17 protein-coding genes are annotated in these 20,100 nt (G+C 70.1%); 6 read left to right on the top strand and 11 right to left on the bottom strand.

Annotated elements, in window-relative coordinates; all coding sequences use genetic code 11:
* Nucleotides 1-57 precede the first annotated feature (57 nt).
* Together AC6CID_RS11765 and AC6CID_RS11760 are read right to left on the bottom strand one after the other, a co-directional pair.
* Complete coding sequence (locus AC6CID_RS11765) at nt 58-1,227, bottom strand: zinc-dependent alcohol dehydrogenase (protein WP_498354002.1); 1,170 nt, start codon at nt 1,225-1,227, stop codon at nt 58-60.
* Complete coding sequence (locus tag AC6CID_RS11760; RefSeq protein ID WP_006552689.1) at nt 1,227-1,793, bottom strand: SRPBCC family protein; 567 nt, start codon at nt 1,791-1,793, stop codon at nt 1,227-1,229. The genes AC6CID_RS11765 and AC6CID_RS11760 overlap by 1 nt, the downstream gene beginning before the upstream one ends.
* A gap of 469 nt (nt 1,794-2,262) precedes the next feature.
* On the opposite strand from AC6CID_RS11760, the gene cysK reads away from it, so the two are divergent.
* A complete protein-coding gene (gene cysK / locus AC6CID_RS11755; protein ID WP_024102055.1) occupies nt 2,263-3,198 on the top strand; it encodes a cysteine synthase A in 936 nt (311 codons plus the stop codon).
* An 8-nt stretch (nt 3,199-3,206) separates the two neighbouring features.
* Nucleotides 3,207-3,785: a serine O-acetyltransferase EpsC gene (gene epsC / locus AC6CID_RS11750; protein WP_006552687.1), complete on the top strand. Its 579-nt coding sequence runs from the start codon at nt 3,207-3,209 to the stop codon at nt 3,783-3,785.
* A gap of 86 nt (nt 3,786-3,871) precedes the next feature.
* Here the strand turns inward: epsC and AC6CID_RS11745 are convergent, their stop codons facing one another.
* Both AC6CID_RS11745 and AC6CID_RS11740 read right to left on the bottom strand, forming a co-directional pair.
* A complete protein-coding gene (locus tag AC6CID_RS11745; RefSeq protein ID WP_006552686.1) occupies nt 3,872-5,320 on the bottom strand; it encodes an aldehyde dehydrogenase in 1,449 nt (482 codons plus the stop codon).
* A gap of 73 nt (nt 5,321-5,393) precedes the next feature.
* Entirely contained in the window at nt 5,394-5,915 is a 522-nt protein-coding gene (locus tag AC6CID_RS11740; protein WP_498353989.1) for a nucleoside deaminase, read from the bottom strand.
* A gap of 110 nt (nt 5,916-6,025) precedes the next feature.
* On the opposite strand from AC6CID_RS11740, the gene AC6CID_RS11735 reads away from it, so the two are divergent.
* Nucleotides 6,026-6,442, top strand: a complete 417-nt coding sequence (locus tag AC6CID_RS11735) for an Rv0313 family protein (RefSeq protein WP_006552684.1) — start codon at nt 6,026-6,028, stop codon at nt 6,440-6,442.
* Between the two features lie 6 nt (nt 6,443-6,448).
* On the opposite strand, the gene AC6CID_RS11730 is transcribed toward AC6CID_RS11735, so the two are convergent.
* The 3 genes from AC6CID_RS11730 to AC6CID_RS11720 all read right to left on the bottom strand — a co-directional run bounded on the left by AC6CID_RS11730 (nt 6,449) and on the right by AC6CID_RS11720 (nt 8,667).
* On the bottom strand, nt 6,449-6,880 hold the full coding sequence (locus AC6CID_RS11730; RefSeq protein WP_024102052.1) for a CBS domain-containing protein: 432 nt from the start codon (nt 6,878-6,880) through the stop codon (nt 6,449-6,451).
* Between the two features lie 106 nt (nt 6,881-6,986).
* Nucleotides 6,987-7,889 carry an ROK family protein gene (locus AC6CID_RS11725; RefSeq protein WP_006552682.1) on the bottom strand — a complete coding sequence of 301 codons (903 nt, stop codon included), beginning with the start codon at nt 7,887-7,889 and terminating at the stop codon, nt 6,987-6,989.
* Between the two features lie 22 nt (nt 7,890-7,911).
* Entirely contained in the window at nt 7,912-8,667 is a 756-nt protein-coding gene (locus tag AC6CID_RS11720) for a class I SAM-dependent methyltransferase (protein WP_006552681.1), read from the bottom strand.
* 165 nt (nt 8,668-8,832) lie between these two features.
* Here AC6CID_RS11720 and AC6CID_RS11715 point away from each other — a divergent pair, with 165 nt between their 5' ends.
* Nucleotides 8,833-10,062 (top strand): glycosyltransferase family 4 protein, encoded by a 1,230-nt coding sequence (locus tag AC6CID_RS11715; protein WP_064061927.1) that lies wholly within the window; start codon nt 8,833-8,835, stop codon nt 10,060-10,062.
* Here the strand turns inward: AC6CID_RS11715 and AC6CID_RS11710 are convergent.
* Nucleotides 9,973-11,724 (bottom strand): MmpA family trehalose lipid delivery protein, encoded by a 1,752-nt coding sequence (locus tag AC6CID_RS11710; protein WP_039585005.1) that lies wholly within the window; start codon nt 11,722-11,724, stop codon nt 9,973-9,975. The genes AC6CID_RS11715 and AC6CID_RS11710 overlap by 90 nt on opposite strands.
* 42 nt (nt 11,725-11,766) lie before the next feature.
* On the opposite strand from AC6CID_RS11710, the gene AC6CID_RS11705 reads away from it, so the two are divergent.
* Nucleotides 11,767-13,068 (top strand): lipopolysaccharide biosynthesis protein, encoded by a 1,302-nt coding sequence (locus AC6CID_RS11705; protein WP_019290885.1) that lies wholly within the window; start codon nt 11,767-11,769, stop codon nt 13,066-13,068.
* A gap of 28 nt (nt 13,069-13,096) precedes the next feature.
* Here the strand turns inward: AC6CID_RS11705 and pgfA are convergent, their stop codons facing one another.
* On the bottom strand, nt 13,097-14,332 hold the full coding sequence (gene pgfA / locus AC6CID_RS11700) for a cell envelope lipid trafficking protein PgfA (protein ID WP_072740554.1): 1,236 nt from the start codon (nt 14,330-14,332) through the stop codon (nt 13,097-13,099).
* A gap of 246 nt (nt 14,333-14,578) precedes the next feature.
* Between pgfA and AC6CID_RS11695 the strand changes: the two genes are divergently transcribed.
* Nucleotides 14,579-15,751, top strand: a complete 1,173-nt coding sequence (locus tag AC6CID_RS11695; RefSeq protein ID WP_397518082.1) for an acyltransferase family protein — start codon at nt 14,579-14,581, stop codon at nt 15,749-15,751.
* Here the strand turns inward: AC6CID_RS11695 and AC6CID_RS11690 are convergent.
* Nucleotides 15,640-19,926, bottom strand: a complete 4,287-nt coding sequence (locus tag AC6CID_RS11690) for an alpha-(1->3)-arabinofuranosyltransferase (RefSeq protein WP_498353988.1) — start codon at nt 19,924-19,926, stop codon at nt 15,640-15,642. The two genes, AC6CID_RS11695 and AC6CID_RS11690, sit on opposite strands and share 112 nt — an antisense overlap.
* Entirely contained in the window at nt 19,907-20,080 is a 174-nt protein-coding gene (locus tag AC6CID_RS11685; RefSeq protein WP_006552672.1) for a DUF2613 domain-containing protein, read from the bottom strand. Before AC6CID_RS11685 ends, AC6CID_RS11690 begins: the two co-directional genes overlap by 20 nt.
* Nucleotides 20,081-20,100 lie beyond the last annotated feature (20 nt).

The raw sequence follows: 20,100 nt of genomic DNA, 5'->3' as shown, positions 1-20,100 counted from the left end.
CGCCAGTGTCGGACGCCGACCGTGCGCTCGTATTGAAGAAATCCGACCGGTGACGACCTAGGGGCGGAAGACCGCGCGCAGGCAGTCGTCCTCCTTGTTCTTGAACATCTCGTAGCCGCGTACCGCGTCGGTGAGCGGAAGGTCGTGCGTCATGAGCCAACTCGGGTCCAACCTGCTCTCGAGGACGTGTTCGAACAGGGTGGGCACGTACCGCTGGCCATGTTGCTGCGCCGTCCGCAGGGTCAAGCTCTTGTTCGTCAGCACCGCCATCGGGAACTTGTCGGTGACACCGTAGATGCCGAGCACCGACACGACTCCGCCCTTGCCGCAGGACAGGATCGCCTCGCGCAGAGAGGTCGCGCGGTCGCTCTCCATCCGCAGCGCCTGCTTGACCTTGTCGTAGGCCTGCATGACGCCGGTTCCGTGACCCTCCATGCCCACAGCGTCGATGCAGGCGTCCGGTCCGCGTCCGCCGGTGCTCTCGCGGAGCGTCTCGTAGACGCTGTCGACCTCGGCGTAGTCCACGGTTTCGGCGCCGACCTTCTTCGCGGCGCGGTCGAGGCGGTCTCGGAAACGGTCGATCACGATCACCCTGTCGGCGCCCATGATCTTCGCGCTTGCCGCGGCCATGAGACCGACGGCGCCGGCGCCCCAGACCGCCACGGTGTCGCCCGGGGTGATGTCGCAGAAGTCGGCGCCCATGTAGCCCGTCGGTACCGCGTCCGACAGGAACAGGGCCTGTTCGTCGCCGACACCGTCGGGGATCTGGAAGCAGTTGACGTCGCCGAAGGGCACGCGGATGTACTCGGCGTGCGAACCTTGGTACCCGCCGAAGGGATGGGTGTAGCCGTAGATTCCGCCGGTGGGATAGCCCAGCACGGGTTGCTGCATCGCGGCGTTCGGGTTGGTGGTGTCGCACACCGCGTGCAGGCCGTCGGCGCAGTACGGGCACTTCCCGCATCCGATGAACGACGGCACGACCACCCGGTCGCCGACCCGCACGTTCGTCACCTCCGGGCCGGTGTCGACGATCTCGCCCATGAACTCGTGGCCGATCACGTCGCCCTCCCGCATCCCCGGCAGGTACCCGCCGAGGAAGTGCAGATCGGACCCGCAGGTCGTGGTGAGGCGGACCGCCACGATCACGTCGTGCGGGTTGACCAGGCCGGGATCGTCGACCGTCTCCACCGACAACTCGTTCGCCCCCATCCAGCACAGGGCTCGCATCACGCGTCTCCTTCCGATGCACGGGCACTCGGACTGCCCTGCAGGGTGGGGATCTCACCGGTCTGCATGAGAGCCCGCGCACGGTAGAGCGCAGTGAAGGTCAGGGCGCCGGTGACGAGATCGGGGACGGGAACCTCGGCGCGCAGGGTCATCTCGGTGCCGCCCCGGGGCGCGTCGGACACCGCGAGCACTACGCGCGGACCCGGGGTGTCCGCGTCGTCCTCGCCGACGAACGCGAGTCCTTCCGAGGTGACGTCGACGCGGGTGTCCCAGGTCGTCGTCCCGCCGGGGCTCTCCCAGGTCCAGCGCAGCCGGTTCGCTTCGACCGTCTCCACCCGGACGTGGTCGCCGAAGACTCTGCTCAGGTTCTCGGGATCGCGCCAGAACTGCATGACCTGTGCGCGCGGAGCCGCGACGGTCACCGTCTGCGGTTTCCGAGCGTCGACGGGCCGGTCGACGGCGCGCCGGACGAATCCGCCCACCGAGCGACCGGCGTCGTCGATCGCCCTGTTCGCGTTCTCCACGACTCGGCTCGCGTTCTGCACGACTCTGTTGAAGTCGACCACGGTCGTCTCCTTGCTCGGATGCTCCGATGCTCGGGTCGGTGTTCGGTGTTCGGTGTTCGGTGTTCGGTCTAGTCAGGATCTTCCGCGTTTCGGCGTCTGTTCGGCGACACCGTGCCGTAGCGGGGGTGATCGTCCACTGTGCTTCGTCGAGTGCACGGATCCTCGGCGCGAGCGTGCCCGGCGCCAGTTCGTCGTAATCGGGGACGGGAAGATCGTGACGACTCATATGGTCGGCTACCCGTGCTCGGTGGCCGGGCAAACCCGGTCGAGCCGGTCCGAAATCTCGCGGGGCACGAACCCGTCGAGGCCGGGCCGGGCGACGACACGCCGACTCGCCGGGGAATAACGACGGCGTACGGATACGTTCGTACATCGATGGGCCCGCCGAGTCGTCCGATGACGGCGAAATGGTGCAATAGACCGAGACCGCGACCCGAGCCGCCGTGTGTGGCCATGAGGAGGATCGAGCATGAGCAGGATCTACGACAACGTCACCGAGCTGGTCGGACGGACCCCGATCGTCAAGCTCAACCGTCTGACCGAGGGAGCCGGCGCCACCGTCGCCGCGAAGCTCGAGTTCTACAACCCGGCCAACAGCGTCAAGGACCGCATCGGTGTCGCGATCGTCGACGCCGCCGAGAAGTCCGGTGAGCTGAAGCCCGGCGGCACCATCGTCGAGGGCACCTCCGGCAACACCGGTATCGCGCTCGCCATGGTCGGCGCTGCGCGCGGCTACAAGGTCATCCTCACGATGCCCGAGACGATGTCGACCGAGCGTCGCGTGATGCTCCGCGCCTACGGCGCCGAGATCGTCCTCACCCCCGGCTCCGAGGGCATGAAGGGTGCCGTCGCGAAGGCCGAGGAGATCGTCGCGAACACCGAGAACGCCATCCTGGCCCGCCAGTTCGGCAACCCGGCCAACCCGGAGATCCACGAGCGCACCACCGGTGAAGAGGTCTGGAACGACACCGACGGTGCCGTCGACATCTTCGTCGCGGGCATCGGCACGGGTGGCACGCTCACCGGTGTCGGCCGCACCCTCAAGGACCGCAAGCCCGACGTGAAGGTCGTCGGTGTCGAGCCCGCCGACTCGCCGATCCTCACCGGCGGTGAGCCCGGCCCCCACAAGATCCAGGGCATCGGCGCGAACTTCGTGCCCGAGGTCCTCGACCGCGAGATCTACGATGAGATCGTCGACGTGAAGTTCGACGACGCCATCGAGGTCGCCCGCCGCCTGGGCACCGACGAGGGCATCCTCGGAGGCATCTCGGCCGGCGCCAACGTGTGGGCTGCACTCGAGATCGCGAAGCGTCCGGAGAACGTCGGCAAGCTGATCGTCGTCGTCGTTCCCGACTTCGGCGAGCGCTACATCTCCACCCCGCTCTTCGAGCACATCCGGGACTGATCGCCGTCGTGGGTATCCTGCACACTCTCCGGGAGGATCTGCAGTCGGCGCGCGGCCACGATCCGGCCGCGCGCAGCGACGCGGAGAACGCCATCGTCTATTCGGGGCTGCACGCGATCTGGTCGCACCGCATCGCGCACCGGATGTGGCAGGTGCCCGCCCTGAAGGGACCTGCGCGGATCCTCGCGCAGTTCACCCGGTTCCTCACCGGCATCGAGATCCACCCCGGTGCGACCATCGGCCGGCGCTTCTTCATCGACCACGGCATGGGCGTGGTCATCGGAGAGACGGCCGAGATCGGCGACGACGTGATGCTCTACCACGGCGTGACGCTCGGCGGCCGGTCGCTGGCGAAGGAGAAGCGTCATCCGACGCTGGGCAACCGGGTCACCGTCGGGGCGGGGGCGAAGGTCCTCGGCCCGGTGGTGATCGGGGACGACAGCGCGATCGGCGCCAACGCCGTGGTCACCCACGACGTGCCGGCGGATTCGATCGCCACGGGTATCCCCGCGACCGTCCGGTCCCGCAAGAAGCACGAACCGCTCGTGGATCCGACGACGTACATCGATCCCGCGATGTACATCTGAGGTCGCGTCCTCCCGAAACACGAAAGAGGGGAGGATATGTGCGAGTTCTCCGTCGAGAACGCACATATCCTCCCCTTTTTCCGGGATCAGCCCTCGTAACCGAGCGGGTACAGCACCGACTTGGTTTCGCAGTACGCCTCGACGCCCTCGGGACCGTTCTCGCGGCCGATACCGGAGTTCTTGTAGCCGCCGAACGGTGAACCCGGATCGAATGCGTACCAGTTGATTCCGTACGTGCCGGTGCGCACGCGCGAGGCGATCTCGAGGCCCTTCTCGACGTCGGTGGTGTACACCGAACCGGCCAGGCCGTAGTCGGAATCGTTGGCGATCTTCACGGCCTCGTCGACGCTGTCGTAGGGAATCACGCAGATGACGGGTCCGAAGATCTCCTCGCGGGCGATGGTCATGGAGTTGTCGACGTCGGCGAAGATCGTCGGTTCGACGAAGTAGCCCGTCTCGATGCCCTCGGGGCGACCACCGCCGAGCACGAGACGCGCGCCTTCCTCCTTGCCCTTGGCGATGTAGGACTCGACGCGATCGCGCTGCTTCGCGGAGATCAGCGGACCGAGTTGTGCGCCTTCGGTATCGGGCAGTCCGACGGGGAAGAAGGCCGCGGTCGCGGTCATCTTCTCGATCACCTCGTCGTAGCGCGACCGCGGCGCGAGGACGCGGGTCTGCCCGACGCAGGCCTGACCGGTGTTCATCAGGCCGGACATCACCAGCATCGGCATCGTCGAGTCGAGGTCGGCGTCCTCGAGGATGATCGCTGCCGATTTGCCGCCGAGTTCGAGTGAGCAGCGCTTGAGTCCGCGCGCGGCGATCTCCCCGATGTGACGACCCACGGCCGTCGAACCGGTGAAGGTGATCTTGTCGACGTCGGGGTGCGAGACCAGGTACTCGCCGGTCTCGGCGCCGCCGGGCACGAGTGAGAGGACGCCCTCGGGAAGTCCTGCCTCCGTGAAGATCTCGGCGAGGACGTTCGTCGTCAGCGGCGATTCGGGAGCGGGCTTGAGGACCACCGTGCATCCGGCGAGCAGGGCGGGTCCGAGTTTGTTGAGCATCAGGAACAGCGGCACGTTCCACGCGATGACGGCGGCGACGACGCCGACGGGTTCGCGGCTGACGCGGCTGCGACCGAACAGGCCGGTGCGCTCCTCGGTCCATGGGAACGAATCGGCAAGCCCCGCATAGTAGTCGAGTGTGGCCAGGCCCGACGTCAGCTGCATCATCTCGACCGAGGCCGGCGGCTGGCCCATCTCCGCGGTGAGCGAGGCGCCGATCTCCGCACGACGCTCCTCGATGAGCTTTGCTGCCTTGCCGAGGATCTCGGCGCGCTCGCTCGGGGTGGTGCGCGACCACGGGCCTTCGTCGAAGGCCGTGCGGGCGGCGGACACCGCGGCATCGATGTCCTGCGGTCCCGCGACGGGCACGGAACCGACGCGCTCTTCCGTGGCGGGGGAGAACACCTCGAGTCTCTCGTCGGTCGACGGTGCCACCCATCGGCCGCCGATGAACAACTTGTCGTAGTCGGTCATGTCGCTTCCTCACCTGGCTGTGCTCGTGTATCGGCCGCATTCGTGTGACCTCGAACACTAGAACACGTTACAACTATTGACCAGGGGGTGACCAGACCGGACGGGATGGGAAGGCTCGATCCCCGAGATGGCAGCGACGGTGCAGGAGCCGAATCTCCTGCTCGAACTCGGGAACGGGCCCGTCGACGACGGCCTCCGGCACGACCTCGCGGATCGGCAGCGGACGGACCGGTGCCGGCGGCACGCCCATCTCGCCGAGCCACCGGACCAGTTGCTCGGAGGACGCCGCGTAGACGATCCGCCCCAGGCCCACCCAGCCGTGCGCGGCCGCGCACATCGGGCAGTGCTCACCGGAGGTGTAGACGGTGGCGGCGGCACGCCGGTCGGGTTCGAGATGTTCGGCCGCCCACCGCGCGAGCGCGAACTCGGGATGCCGGGTGCGGTCGCCGCCGGCGATGCGGTTGCGGTTCTCGGCCAGGACCGTGCCGTCCGCGTCGACGAGCACCGACCCGAACGGCTCGTCACCTGCCGCGACCGCCTCCTCCGCGAGTTCGACGCACCGCCGCAGATGCTGCAGATCCGTGTCGTTCACCATGGACGTCTCCTTCCTCCCTCGACTGCACCGTAGGGCGGGGGAGGAGCCGGGTGGCGCGAATCGGCGACCGTCACCACACTGGAGGGTGCCCAACGGTCAGGAGACATGTCATGGCGGAGAACAATCCGTTCGGGTTCGACCCCGAAGATCTCGACCGCGTGGTGCGGGAAGCCGGTGAGGAACTGCGGGAACTGAAGGACCGTATCTTCTCCTTCCTCGAACCGCCGGTGGCGCCGACGCGCACGCAGCCGCGGCCCGAGACCACCGGTGAGAAGGGCGACGGCGTCTGGGTCGTCTACACCACCGAGGACGACGGCGTGGCCCGCGTCGACCAGGTCCATCGCACCGAACTCGACGCGCTGCGCACGCTCAAGGGCAACACCGACCCGCGACGCTCGGTGCGGTTCCTGCCCTACGGGATGAGCGTGAGCATCCTCGATCGCCCGAGCGCCACCGAGGGCGGTGCCGCAGAGGAGAGTGCCACCGGCGACACCGCTCCCGACGACGCCGCGACCGGCGAGAACTGATCAGTTCTAGCCACCATCGTGGATGTAGGAGGCGAGCTGGTCGCGTTCGGTCTGTAGTTCGTCGATGCGGCTCTTGACCACGTCGCCGATACTGACGATCCCCACCAGCCGAGCGTCCACCACGACCGGTAGGTGCCGGATCCGTTGTTCGGTCATGGTCTCAGCGAGGCTGTCGACCGAATCGGTGGGCAGGCAGGTCGTCACCGTCCGCGACATCAGTTCGTGTGCCGGGGCGGCGAGGATCGACGGTCCGCGTTCGTGCAGGGCGCGTACGACGTCGCGTTCGGTGACGATCCCGGCGACGGTCTTGCCCTCGCACACCACCATCGCGCCGATGTTGAACCGCGCGAAGTCGCCGATGAGCTCGCACACCGTGGTGTCGGGCTCGACCGTGTGCACCGCCGAGCCCTTGTTCCGCACAATGTCAGCAATCCGCATCCGGTACCGCCGATCTGCTCGCAGAGCATCCCGGCGGCACCTCACCGGTTTCCGCCGGGACTCCGATGTGGTCCTCAGGGTAGGCCGGAAAACCGGGTGTGCCCGATCAGGTTATCCAGTCGTGACCTGCGGCGACGATCGATGCGCCGGTGAGGGTGCCCAGTGCGCCGAGTTCGGCGGGGACGATCTGCAGGTCCTGCACGAACCGTAGGCGGGCGTGCCGGGCCGCCGACGCGAGCATCGGCCGCCACAGGTGCCCGCCCGATTGCGCGAAGCCGCCGCCGACGACCACGCGTCCCACATCCGTCAGTGCTGCTGCCGACGCGATGACCTGGCCCAGTGCCGTCCCGGCCCGTTCGAGGGCCGCGGCGGCGACGCCGACCCCGGCCTCGGCGTCCGTGGCCAGCGCGACACCGTCGGGGCCTTCCCAGCCGTGGGCACGGGCCCAGCGCACCGCCGACGGGCCGCTCGCCACGGTCTCGATGCAGCCGACGCCTCCGCACGCGCACACCGTCGTGCCGTAGGGCGAGACGACGTGCCCGATGTGGCCGGCGTTTCCGGTGCGGCCGCGCACGATCCGGCCGCCGAGCACGAGACCGCCGCCGATGCCGGTGCCGAGCACGACCCCGAGCAGGTCGGCGACATCGCGTCCGGCACCGAAGCGCTGTTCGGCGAGGGTCGCGGCCGCGCCGTCCATCACCGGATCGACGCGGGCGTCGGGGAACACCGAACGCACGGCGTCGACGAGTGCGAAGCCGGAGCTCCACTCGGAGATGTTGATCGGGCCGATCGTCCCGGCGTTCGTGTCGACCGGTCCTGCCGCAGCGATACCCACGGCGGTCACCGGTCCCTCGCCGATCTCCGCGACCTCCCGCAACAGTCCCGCGCACGCGCCCCACACGTCCTTCCGGGGGACCGGCACGGATCGGGCTTCGAGCGGGGTGCCGTCGTCGGCGGCGACGGCCGCGGCGAGCTTGGTGCCGCCGACGTCCAGGGCCAATGCGGTCATGGCGACGACACTAAGCGACGGGTCAGCGTCGGCGCAGGACCAGTACGAGGTTGCTGGCGAGGAACTCCCGGACGCCGGGCACGTCCACGAGCCACCACGCCCAACTCGGGTGGTAGCGGGGGAAGGCCGCGAGCAGTTCGCCATCGGGTGTCGAACGTGCCCAGCGCAGACCGTCGCTCGCGCCCACGTCGAACAGCGACACCCCGTACCGGTTCTTCGGCTCCCTGCCGTGCTTGCGCGCGTAGCGCCGGGCCGCGTACTCGCCGCCGAAGGCGTGCCACGGACCGGTCTCGTGCCCGCCGAACGGTCCCCACCACAGGGTGTACGACAGCACCATCAGTCCGCCGGGCCGCGTGACGCGCAGCATCTCGTCGGCCATCACCCACGGCGTCGCGACGTGTTCGGCGACGTTCGACGAGAAGCACACGTCCACCGACCCGGTGCGCAACGGCAGCGCCAGGCCGGAGCCGCGGATCGCGCCGCCCACCTGCAGGCCGGCGGCGTGCATCTCCGACGGGTCGGGCTCGATCGGCACGTAGCGCGAACCCACCTCGGTGAACACGTCGGCGAAGTAGCCCGGTCCGCCGCCGACGTCGACGACCGTGGTGCCCGTCAGATCGGCGCCGGTCAGACCCGTGTAGAGATCGCCGATGAGGTCGACGGTGTCGCGCGCGAGACCGCCGTAGAACTTCTCGGGTGCTGTCTGCTCGAACCGGAAGCTGCCGAGCAACCCCACGGAGCGGCGCAGTGTGGCGCGGCGGGCGAACAGCCGGGTCACGTCGGTGCGGGGTCGGGTCGTCGATGGCACGTCCAGTCACCTTAGTGCGGGCCTCACACTCGTCCCTCACCTGTTGCCGCCCGGCACCCGCTACTGTGTCCCTGTCATCGTCCGAGTCACATCTGCCCGGCCGGGTGGTCGAGTCGACATACAGGGGGTCACCGCGTGCGGGAGGTTCTGCTGCTTTGCTGGCGCGATAGCGGACATCCGCAGGGTGGTGGCAGCGAGCGGTATCTCGAACAGGTCGGGGCGCAGCTCGCGGCGCGCGGCGTCCGCGTCGTCCTGCGGACTGCCTCCTATCCCGGAGCCGCCGAGCGAGACCGGATCGACGGCATCACCGTCAGCCGCGGCGGGGGACGGCTCACCGTCTATCCGCGCGCGCTCGCCGCGATCCTCGCAGGCAGATTCGGTGTCGGCCCCCTCGCCGGTATCCGTCCCGACGCCGTCATCGACACCCAGAACGGCATTCCGTTCTTCGCCCGGCTCGTCGCCGGTGCGCCCGTCACGGTGCTCGTGCACCACTGCCACCGCGAACAGTGGCCGGTCGCGGGCAGGCTGATGGCCAAGCTCGGCTGGTGGATCGAGTCGTCGCTCTCGCCGCGCGTGCACCACCGCAACCAGTACCTCACCGTCTCCCTTCCGTCCGCCGACGAACTGCGCGCTCTCGGGGTCGACCGGGAGCGGATCGCGGTGGTCCGCAACGGTGTCGACGCCGTTCCCGCCGGTGTCGCGGTGGGTGGCGACGACACGCGCACGGCCCACCCGAGCGTGTGTGTGCTCTCGAGGCTGGTGCCGCACAAGCAGATCGAGGACGCCCTCGCCGCGGTCGCGGCGCTGCGCGGCACCGTCCCGGGTCTGCATCTCGACGTCATCGGCGGCGGCTGGTGGGAGCAGAACCTCCGCGATGCGGCCGCCGAACTCGGCATCGGCGACGCCGTCACCTTCCACGGCCATGTCGACGAGCAGCGCAAGCACGAATTGCTCTCCCGCACCTGGATTCACGTGATGCCCTCGCGCAAGGAGGGGTGGGGACTGGCGGTGGTCGAGGCCGCCCAGCACGGTGTGCCCACCATCGGTTACCGCAGCTCCAAGGGATTGACCGACTCGATCATCGACGGCGTGACCGGTGTGCTCGTGGACTCGCCCGCCGAACTGACCGCCGCCGTCGCCGATCTGATCGCCGACGCCGACCGTCGTCGTCAGCTCGGCACCAAGGCCCGCATCCGCGCGGGCGAGTTCTCGTGGGAGGCCACGGGAGAGGGCGTGCACGAGGTCCTGTCCGTCACGACCTTCGGGCACACCGTCTCAGGACTGTTCCCGCGCGCCGACGAGCCGTCGACGCTCGCCGACCCGCTGCCCGAGCGCGCAGCCAGCGCCGCCGGCCAGTACCAGTAGCCACACGACGTGCGCCCCGATCGCCAGGGCGCGATGGGGTGACGGGGTCGAAGTGACTCCCTCCACCCGGTACAGGCTCAGATCCTCGTCCTGATAAGCGGTCTCGAGGGCTCCGAGCGTGCTCTGCGCGTCACCGAGTTCGCCCGGCGTGCCGTGCTCGACGAGCACCCAGCCCACCCCGCGGGCGGCGAGCGCACTCGGATCCGCGCCGGACAGCAGCAGGGCTTCGACGTCCTCCGCGCGACGACCCTCCCCGGCGACACTGCCCTCGGCGACGATCAGGGTTCCGGTCTGCAGGACGTCGGCGCGCAGCATGCGCGGGGACGGATCGAGCACCGGTACGGGCCCGGAGAAGTCGAAGACCCGGAACATGCCCACGGGCAGCACCGCCACGTCGCCGTCGTCGGCCGTGGCGATCTGCGACACCTTCTCCCAGCCCAACGGATAGCGCACGGGCTGCAGTTGCCCGCCCACACCCCACACCAGGTCGGGCAGCGCGACCAGCACGGCGGCGATCGCGGCCGCCGCCCACACCGGTTCGGGCGCCACGAAGCGCCGGGCGAGGACGGTCGTGCCGGCCGCCGCGGCGAGCGCGTAGGCGGGCATCGCCCACGCGACCCACTTCTGGGTGTCGCGCAGCAGTCCCGCGCCGGGCACGTTCACCATCGCCCATTCGCCGACGGCGAGTCCCGGGCCGGTCGCGGCGAGGGCGATGACGAGCACCGCAAGGACGGCAGGCACCGCGACCGCGACGATCACGGAGTTCCTACGTCGCCGCCACAGTGCCGGCACCCCGCACGCCACCACCGTGAGCAGCAGCAGGGTGCCCATCAGCGCCCATGCGGTAGTGCGCGAGGTGGGGACGGATTCGGCGTTCCAGATCCCGCCGAGCCCTGCCACCGAACCGATCGTGCCGAGCAGTGGTTCGGCCCGGGCGGCGAAGGCGCGCACACCGGCCGGGTCCGCTTCGGTGCCGCCACCGGCGAGCGCCGTCGCGATCAGCCACGGCAACGACACCGCGACACCCAGCGCGAGTGCGCCGCCCACGCGCGGCAGCACCCGCGTCCGCCCACCGGGCGCGACGAGGACGGCGCAGGCCGTCACGATCGCCAGCAGGGCACCGGTCGGGGTCAGCCCCGCAGCGGCCAGGCAGACCGCCAGCGACGCCCAGCCGCCGCGTCTCCGTCGCCGGATCGCGACGACCGCACAGATCGTCCACGGCAGCGCGGCGTACCCGGCGAGCAGACTCCAGTGGCCCTGCAACAGCCGCTCGGCGACATAGGGATTCCAGATCGCGACCGTCGCCGCGACGAGCCGGGCGCCGGTTCCGCTCGTCGGCAGCACCACCGCGACCAGCCGTGCCGCACCCCATCCCGCCGCCCACAACGACGCGACGAGCAGCGCCGTGACCGCGACACCACCGTCGACGACGGTGCTCACCCACGCCAGCAGGGCGTCCTGCGGCACCGCGCGGGCGGCGGCGTCGGACAGACCGAGCGCAGAATCGGTGAGGAACGATCGGGGAGTGCTCACCGCGTCGCGGAAGAGCAGGTAGCCGGGGGAGACGAGGAACGGACCGAGCACCGCGACCGTCAGGACGAGGGACCAGACCGCCGGGAGAGCCGCCGTCGTGGACATGCGGGACGACTCCGGGCGGGACATGGCGGCAGAATACGGTGTCGTTCCGGATGGGAGGATGAGCGGATGCCGCGAACACCCCGACCCGCGTCGGAGGGAACCGAGACCACTCGTGGTTCGACGACGGGAACCGCCGTCACCGGCATGACACTGGTGACGGTCGGCGCGATGACCGCGAACCTCGCGTCCTATCTGTTGCACCTGCCGGCGGGACGCTGGCTCGGGCCCGCCGGATACGGCGAGTTCGCGAGCCTGCTCGCCGCGCAGCTCGTCCTCGCCGTGCCGGCACTGGCGTTGCAGACGGTCGTCGCCCGGGAGGCCGTGCACGGCACCGGCGCCGCGGCGCTGCGTCGTCTCGGTTACCGCTGCGCCGTGCTCGCCATCGTCGTCGCGATGCTCCTCGTGCCCGTCGTGGCGTGGGCGCTCGACACGAGTGTCGGCGGGGCGTTCGGGTCGCTCGTCACCGCGCCGCTGCTCGTCCTCCTCGCCGCCGAACAGGGCCTGCTGCAGGGCCGGGGCAGGTTCGCAGCGCTCAGCGTCGTCCTGTCCGCCGCGGGCGTCGCGAAGGTGGTGCCGGCCGTGGCGGTGCTCGCCGTCGGAGGCGGCCCCGGTGCCGCGCTGTTCGCCGGGGCGCTCGGCACGGGTGCGGTCGCGCTGGCCGCGAGTGTGCTCGTGGGCCGGACGTCGGGTGGACGGACGGAACCGGTCCCGACCGCCGGGGCGGTGCTGCGTGCCTCCCAGGTGCAGCTGGCCCTCATCGCGCTCACGTCGCTCGACCTGCTGCTCGCCCGCATGCTGCTCGATCCCGATTCCGCCGGGTTGTACGCGCTGGGGGCGGTGGCGACGAAGGTCGCCTTCTGGTTGCCGCAGGCGGTCGGTGTGGTGCTCTATCCGCGGATGGCGAATCCCGCCCAGTCGGCGGCCGCGGTGCGGTCGGCGCTCACCGTCCTCGTCGCGATCGGCGCGGTGCTCGTCGCCGGCGCGGCGATCTGCGCACCGATCGTCCCGATGCTGGTCGGCGACGCCTACGGGCCGGTGCAGTCGCTGCTGTGGCTGTTCGCACTGCAGGGCGCGTGTCTGGCCGTCCTGCAGGGCGCGCTGCTGTCGGCGATCGCCGGGGAACGTACCCATCTCGCGCTCGTCGCGTGGGTGGGCCTCGCCCTCGAGGCGGTGCTGATGTTCACGGTGGCGTCGACCCTGCGGCAGTTCATCGCCGTCGCTGTCGGTGTGGCCGCCGCGACGGCCGCGGTGGTCGCGGTGCTCGCTCTGCGCGGTGCTGCAGTGGCCCGGTCGTCCACGGACGACGCGGTGACCCCGTCCACCGACGAGTCACCCGCGAACGACACCGCCCCCCACCGGGATCGGTGAGGGGCGGCTCGGTTCGTCTACCGGACGATCACTCCTGCGTCGGAGGCTTCCGCAGATCGGTGCGCGGGATCTCCTGCGTTCGATCCGTCGTCCAATCACGCTGCTGCGCGTTCGGATCGGTCTGGCGCGGGATGACCTCGGTGCGGTCCTCGGTGTGATCGCGCTGCGCGCCGCCCGAATGCGCCGGGCCGACCGTGGTCGTGGCCGGACCTGCCGGGGCGGGACCGCCGGTCGCGGTGGCCGGACGACGGTTGCCGCCACCGCGGATGCCGAGCACGAAGCCGACGATCAGCAGGATGACGCCGAGGATGCCGAGGATGATCGGCAGGGTGCGGCCGAACAGCGAGATGGTGTCCTGGCCGTCCTTGGCCTGGCCGATCTGGTACTCGATCGTCTCCTCGTCGAACGGCAGCGTCACGTTGAGGACCGTCACCTCGGGCTTGTCGGCCTCGCGGGCGTAGTACTGGTCCTGCTGCTCCTGGCCCTTGACGACGACACCGGTGACCGGGTCGACCCACAGGTCGCGGATGTTGTTGTACCAGCGGGTCATCGTGATCGGCTCGTCGCCCTCACCGACACCCCAGGTGGAGGCGGGCAGGCTGAGCTTGTAGGTCGGGACCTCGGGGTCGGCCTTCGAGAGGTCGACCGGCCCGATCTCCTGGCTGAAGTGGTAGACCTTCATGCCGTTGATCTCCTCCTCACCGACGAAGTCGATGGGGAAGTTCTCGCGAGCGTTGATGTCGTAGTACGGGTACGACTCCTGCTGGACGTCGAACGGGAACTTGTACTGCAGTCCGGCGCGGTTGTCGATCTCCACCGGCGGCTTGTCGGCGCTCACCTGGATCGTGCTCACGCGCTCCGGGAACTCCTCCTCCGAGACGGGCATGGAGGTCTTCCGGTCGATCGTGAGACGGTCGACGACGGCCGAGACCAGGCCCGTGTCCCCTTGCATGTCGAGTCGTCGCACGGTCTGGCCTGCCTGCAGCGTCATGACCTCGGCGTTCGAGGGATCCTCGACGGTGACGAAGCGCTGCGCGACGATCGGCACGTCGCGATCGACCTGCGCGTTGCCGGCGAGCAGCTGACGGGAATTGAGGATGTCGCCCGTGCCTTCGGCGACCGTGGTCACCTCGAGATCGAGCGGTGTCGTTCTCAGCTTCCCGAGCGTGTACGTCGGCACGAGAATCGCGATCACCAGGAGGAAGGCCCCCAGGCCCACCAGAATCATTGCCAGTATCCGGCCGGAGCTCGAACGCTCAGCCATGCTTTCTCCTCACTCAACGGTCGTCATCGAGTACCCCCACCGGCAGCAGCAGGGCTGCACGGATCGCCTGGCATCCGGCCCGCGAACACCACGTGAGCTCAGACACTAACAGCCCGGTATGGCAATATGCGCGCCCGCTCGCCGCTGGGATGGATCGGTAGTCGATCTTCGTCGCTGCCGGGATCGTCCCGTTCCGGGTGATCCTGCTCTGTCCACCGCTCCCGCGACACGGCACACTGGTGCCCGATGACCACTACCACCGACCGGAACCGCAGCATGAGCGGATTCCTTCCGGCACTCGAAGGAATGCGCGGTTTCGCCGCAGTGGGCGTGTTGATCACCCACGTCGCGTTCCAGACCGGCGCGGTGCACGACTCAGTGATCGGCCTGGTGTGGGCGCGGTTCGACCTCGCCGTCGCCCTGTTCTTCGCCCTGTCCGGTTTCCTGCTGTGGCGACCGCACGCCGCCGCGGCCCGCGCGCTCGGTCCGTCCCCCTCGACGACCCGCTACTTCCTCTCCCGCGCGACCCGCATCCTCCCCGCCTACTGGACCGTCGTGATCCTGGTGCTGTGGTTGCTGCCCGGCGCGGGCGGCGGCGCGACGGTGTGGTGGTCGAATCTCGCGCTCGTGCAAGTGTTCGTCCCACTGACCCTCACCGAGGGCCTCACCCAGATGTGGAGTCTGTCGGTGGAGGTGGCCTTCTATCTCGTGCTGCCGCTGCTGGCGCTGGCGGTGAGCGGGCTGCGCGGGGACGCCGCCCGTTACCGCGTCCCGCTGCTGCTCGCCGTGAGCGCACTGTCGCTGCTGTGGGCGTGGCTACCGGTCGGCACCCCCGACCACATCAACCACACCAACTGGCTGCCCGGCTACCTGCCCTGGTTCGCGGCGGGAATGATCCTCGCCGAACTCGTCACCGGCCCCGAGACGTGGATGCACCGCTTCGCGGCGCGGCGCACGGTGATGGGAGCGATCGCCGTCGCCGCCTTCGCTGCCGCCACCACCCCGCTGGCCGGACCGGAGACGCTCACCGATCTCGCACCCACCGAATATCTCGCCAAGATCGCCCTGGGCGCGATCATGAGCTTCGCCCTGCTCGCCCCGCTGACCCTCGCACCGCGCCGGCAGCACCGCGTCCTGGCGAGCCCGGCCGCACTGGCCGTCGGACGCTGGTCGTACGGCGTGTTCATCTGGCATCTCGCGGTGCTGTCGATCGTCTTCCCCGTCTTCGGGATCCCGGCTTTTGCGGGGCACTTCTGGTTCGTCCTGACGGTGACGGTCGTGCTGAGTCTGGCCGTCGCGTCCGTCAGCTACGCCCTCGTCGAGGAGCCGGCGCGGGCCGCCTTCCACCGCTGGGACAAGGCCCGGCGCGGTACCGCCGCCAGGCCCACCGTGACCACGCCGACGAGCGCCGCGAACTGAATCAGGAACGAGTGCCCGACATATCCGTCGGGTGATCGCCACGGCCCGGTGGACAGCAGCGCCATCGCCAGCATCGTCGCGCCACCCGCGGTGCCTACGAGCACACGCGACGCCAGGACGGGGCCGTGGCGCACCGCGAGCGCACCGATCCCCACCGCGCCGGCGACCGCGACGGCGGCACCGGCCCATCCCGCGAGGAGCGTCGCGGCGACCAGCACACCGGTCAGCGCGAGAACCGACGAACCCCAGGTGCGCGGCATCGGACCCGGATCCTCGACCCGCCGCCGCGGCCACACGGCCGCCGCGAACAACGGGACGAGCAACAGCAACCCGCCGAAGATCCCGAGCCGGTACCAGCGGTCGGTCGCGAACTCGAGTGTCAGCGTCTGCTCCGGCCCGGCCGGCACGATCCAGCCCTGCTGCCAGCCGTCCACGACGACCGGCGTCGCCACGGCACCGTCCGGGGTGCGCGCCACCCAGCCGACGTTGGTGCTCTCGGGCACCACCACGAGCCGGTCCTCGTCGCCCGCCGGAACCATCACTTCGCGCAGGTTCTCCGTCCAGCGGCCCTTGTCGAGTTCCGTCGGCTCCGCGACGGGCGCGTCGGGACCGGGGACGTCGAGCCGAAGGCCCGAGACGACGAAGGCCGCACCGGGATCGACGTCGATGTCGACCCGGCCCGGGTTCATGCCGACGACGTCGGTGCCGCACAGTGTCGCGGGGACCTCCACGCCCGCCGCGAGATCGGCGACCCGCGCGGTGAGCGACGTGCGGTAGCTGCGTCCGTCGATCTCCACGACGGGTCCGCGCTCGCAGTCGACGGTCACCGTCTCGTCGTAGACGGATCCCTGTGCCCCGATCGGCCCGTCGTCGCCGAGCACCGACACCTCGGCGAGCCCGGGCGGGGTGAGTTTCGAGAAACCCAGCACTGTGCGATCGAGGGTGTCGCGCCAGTGCACCACGGTGAGTTCGATCCGGTCCGTGAGGTGCGGGGTCAGATCGACGATCGTGTCGTCACCGTCGAGTTCGCGCACCTGCGGTCCGTTGCCGAGATTCACCGCGACCCGCGACGGCGCGACCGGCAGCGCTCCCAGCGCCGTCCTGATCTCCAATCCCGTGACGCGTTGTTCCTCAGGAAGCTCCAGCGTGAGCGACGGCCGCGGCGCACCCGCTTCGAGCGAGCTCTCCTCCGCGGTCCACGACGTCCGCGGGTCGCCGTCGGTGAGGGCGAACGCCGAGCCATGCAGGTCGACGACGTCGGCGTCACCGCGCGCGACGACCCGATCCGAACGGTCCGCGAGGTCCTCGAGCGCCGGCCCGGGGCGCGCGCGCAGGAGCAGTTCCGGGCGGACCCAGGTCTCCTGCGGCACGTCCAGGGTGCGGGTGAACATGCCGGGTTCCTCGGCGGAGGTGGCGAGTCCCCGCGCGCAACGGACACGGTCGTCGGTGTCGACGCAGCTGCCGCGGCCGGGGAATTCCTGGCCGAGCTGCCATCCGCGTACCGCGGCGTCCTCGACCGGGCCCGGCACCACGATGCGGCGACGGATGTCGATCGGGCGTGGTTCGTTCCGGTCGGTGAAGTCCTCGACGACCACCTCGGTGAGACCGAACTGGTTGCCGACCGTGCCGCGTTCGGTGTGCACGGACGTGATGCGGATCCACGAGGTGGTGCCCAGCGGCAGCGCGACCGTCTGTTCGCGTCCCGGTTCGTCGACGCGCACCGCCGTGCTGCCCCGGTCGGTGGACACCTCGAGCCACTTGACGGGATCGCCGAGAGCACCGGAGCTGGTCGTCAGGTGCAGCAGACCCGCTTCGATCGGCCGGTCGAGGTCGAGCTGCAGCCACTGGCCGATCGCCGATTCGAGTCCGTTGCTGTGCCAGCCGGTCGTCGGATCGCCGTCGACCACCGCGGCCGGGCTGCTTGCGACCGACGTGCCACCGAGCTGGGTGGCATCCGACGCCGCGCTGGACACGCTGATGCGGGCGCCTTCCCATTCGGCCCGGACGAGTTCGGTGTCGGGCACCGGATAGTCGGGGACGGCGTTGTGGGTGCGACGCGGGTCGTCGGCGGTCCGGATCGTCGACGAATGATGGTCGACCTGCCCGTAGTCCGTCTCGCGGTCCGTCGGGGTGTCGGTGACCGTCACCTCGTCGACGGGCAGACCCGCGCGGGCCGCGTCGGCGGCGAGGAGCGTGGGACCGACGAACTCGGGCTGCGCGGTGTTGCGGCGCAGCAGCGCTTCGGGGCCGCCCTGCACGACCGGCACGTCGGCGATGTCCACGACGTAGGGACCGACGGGTGCCGCGGCGGGTTCGGCGACGCGGTAGATCTCCACGGCCGGATAGGCAGGTCGCAGGTCGGCGTCGGTGACGAAGTCGTCGGGGTTGTCGAAGACGATGTCGTCACCGAACTCGGCGACCCGCTCGATGCCCGGCGAACCGTCGAGCGCGCGATGCACGAGTGCCGGTCGCGCGGCGGGAGAGGTGTCGGGATCGAGGTCGTTGCGCACCACCAGGAAGCCGATGCCCTGACCGCGCAGGGTCGCGGCGAGACCGTCGGACGGGCGGCCCTCGGCGATGTCGCGTTGCACGGCGTCGAGGGCACGGATGGCGCCGGGTGGCACGAGCGGGACGGCGTCGCGCACCGCCCACGGCGTCGATGCGAGTGCCTGCAGCGGTTCGTCGCGGGTGAGCCCCCACATCTGGCTGCCGAACGGCGCGCCGGGAACGATGAGGGCGCGTTCGCCGCGCTCGCTCGTGTTGTCCTCGAGCCAGGCCGCCGTGGCGTGCCAGTGCTCGGGGACCTCGTCGAAAGCGCCGCGCGGAGCGAGCCGCCCGGTCCACGCGAGTGAGGTCGCGAGCGTCATCGCGACGAGGATCAGCGTCGTCACCGCGACCATCGGATTGCGTTCGGGATGCGCGAAGGCGTTCCGGGCACGCGTCCACGGCACCGATCCGGGCAGAGGAACGGCGCGCAGTAGGTGCGCGATCCCGAGCACGATCGGCAGTCGCACGAGCGGCTCGAGCTTGTGGACGTTGCGCAGCGGCGCACCGGCGGTGTCGAGGAACAACCGGACCTGCTCGGCGAACGGCGAGTCGAGCTGGCCGACGTAACCGACGCCCATGCCGACGAGACCCACCACGAGGATCAGGGTGAAACGACCGCGCGCGGGCATCGACCGCATCGCGAGACCGGCGAGACCGACCGCGGCCAGGGCGCCGGTGACGAGGACCGCGGCCGGTTGCGTGACGAGCACGGCGCCCGCGATGCGTTCGGGGGAGACGAAGGGCGTCCAGCTGCTGGTGCCGCGCAGCACCTCGGCGAGCGACGTCCATTCGGTGGTGACACCGGACGATTCGATGAAGTCGAGGAAGGGCGGACTGACGCGACCGAGCAGCAGCAGCGGCACCATCCACCAGGTCACCGCGACGACGCACAGCGGCAGCCACCACAGGGTGAAGCGCCACCAGCGCCGGTTCGGACGGTGCGCGGCCCACCACAGCGCCGCGACGAGACAGGCCGCGGCGGTCGCGACCGCGTTGATCGCGCCCATGAGCGCCACCGCCACGGCGGACTGCGCGGCGAGCCGGCGGGCCGAGCCCGGATTCTGCGTGTTCAGATACCGCACCAGCGGCAGCAGCACCCACGGCGCCAACATCATCGGATGTGCTTCCGACGAGATGGAACCGAGCGTCGTGAGGACGCGCGGGGACAGCACGAACACCGTCGCCGCGATCAGACGGGAGCTACGGCTCCCGATACCGAGGGCTTCGGCGAGGCGGACGAGACCCCAGAATCCGGCGACGAGCAGCAGCACCCACCACACCCGCTGGGTGATCCACGGGGGGATGTGCAGCAGTTGACCCGCGGCGAAGAACGAGCCGTGCGGGAAGAAGTAGCCGTACGCCTGGTTCTGCACCTGCCCGAGCGGCGCCACACTGCTCCACTGGTGAGCGGCGCGCGTGAGGAATCCGATCGGGTTCTGCGTCAGGTCGTACTTGGTGTCGGCGACGACCAGGCCCGGAACCTGGGCGAAGGACAGGACCACCGCCACCGCGGTGACTGCGTACAGCCACCGGCGGGACAGCGGTTCGGCGGACGGGAGCTCCGTCTCGCCTCGGTACGTGCGTGAACTCGAAGCGTTGCCGGCGCCGTCAGCGGCTGCCGTACTCAACCTGGTTCAGGAGGGACGAATCGGCGTTGCCACTGCGATCGATCTGAGGGCGCGAATTCTCCTGCACAGCGGCCGTTACGCCGAAGACCGCCACGGCGCCGAGTACGGCACCGACGACCACGCTACCCAGGCCCGGTCCCAGGAACTTCCCCATTCCGTCTCCCCATCTCCAGT

The organism is Rhodococcus sp. GQ147, assembly GCF_059759155.1.
This window is presented reverse-complemented; position numbering and strand designations above follow the sequence as displayed.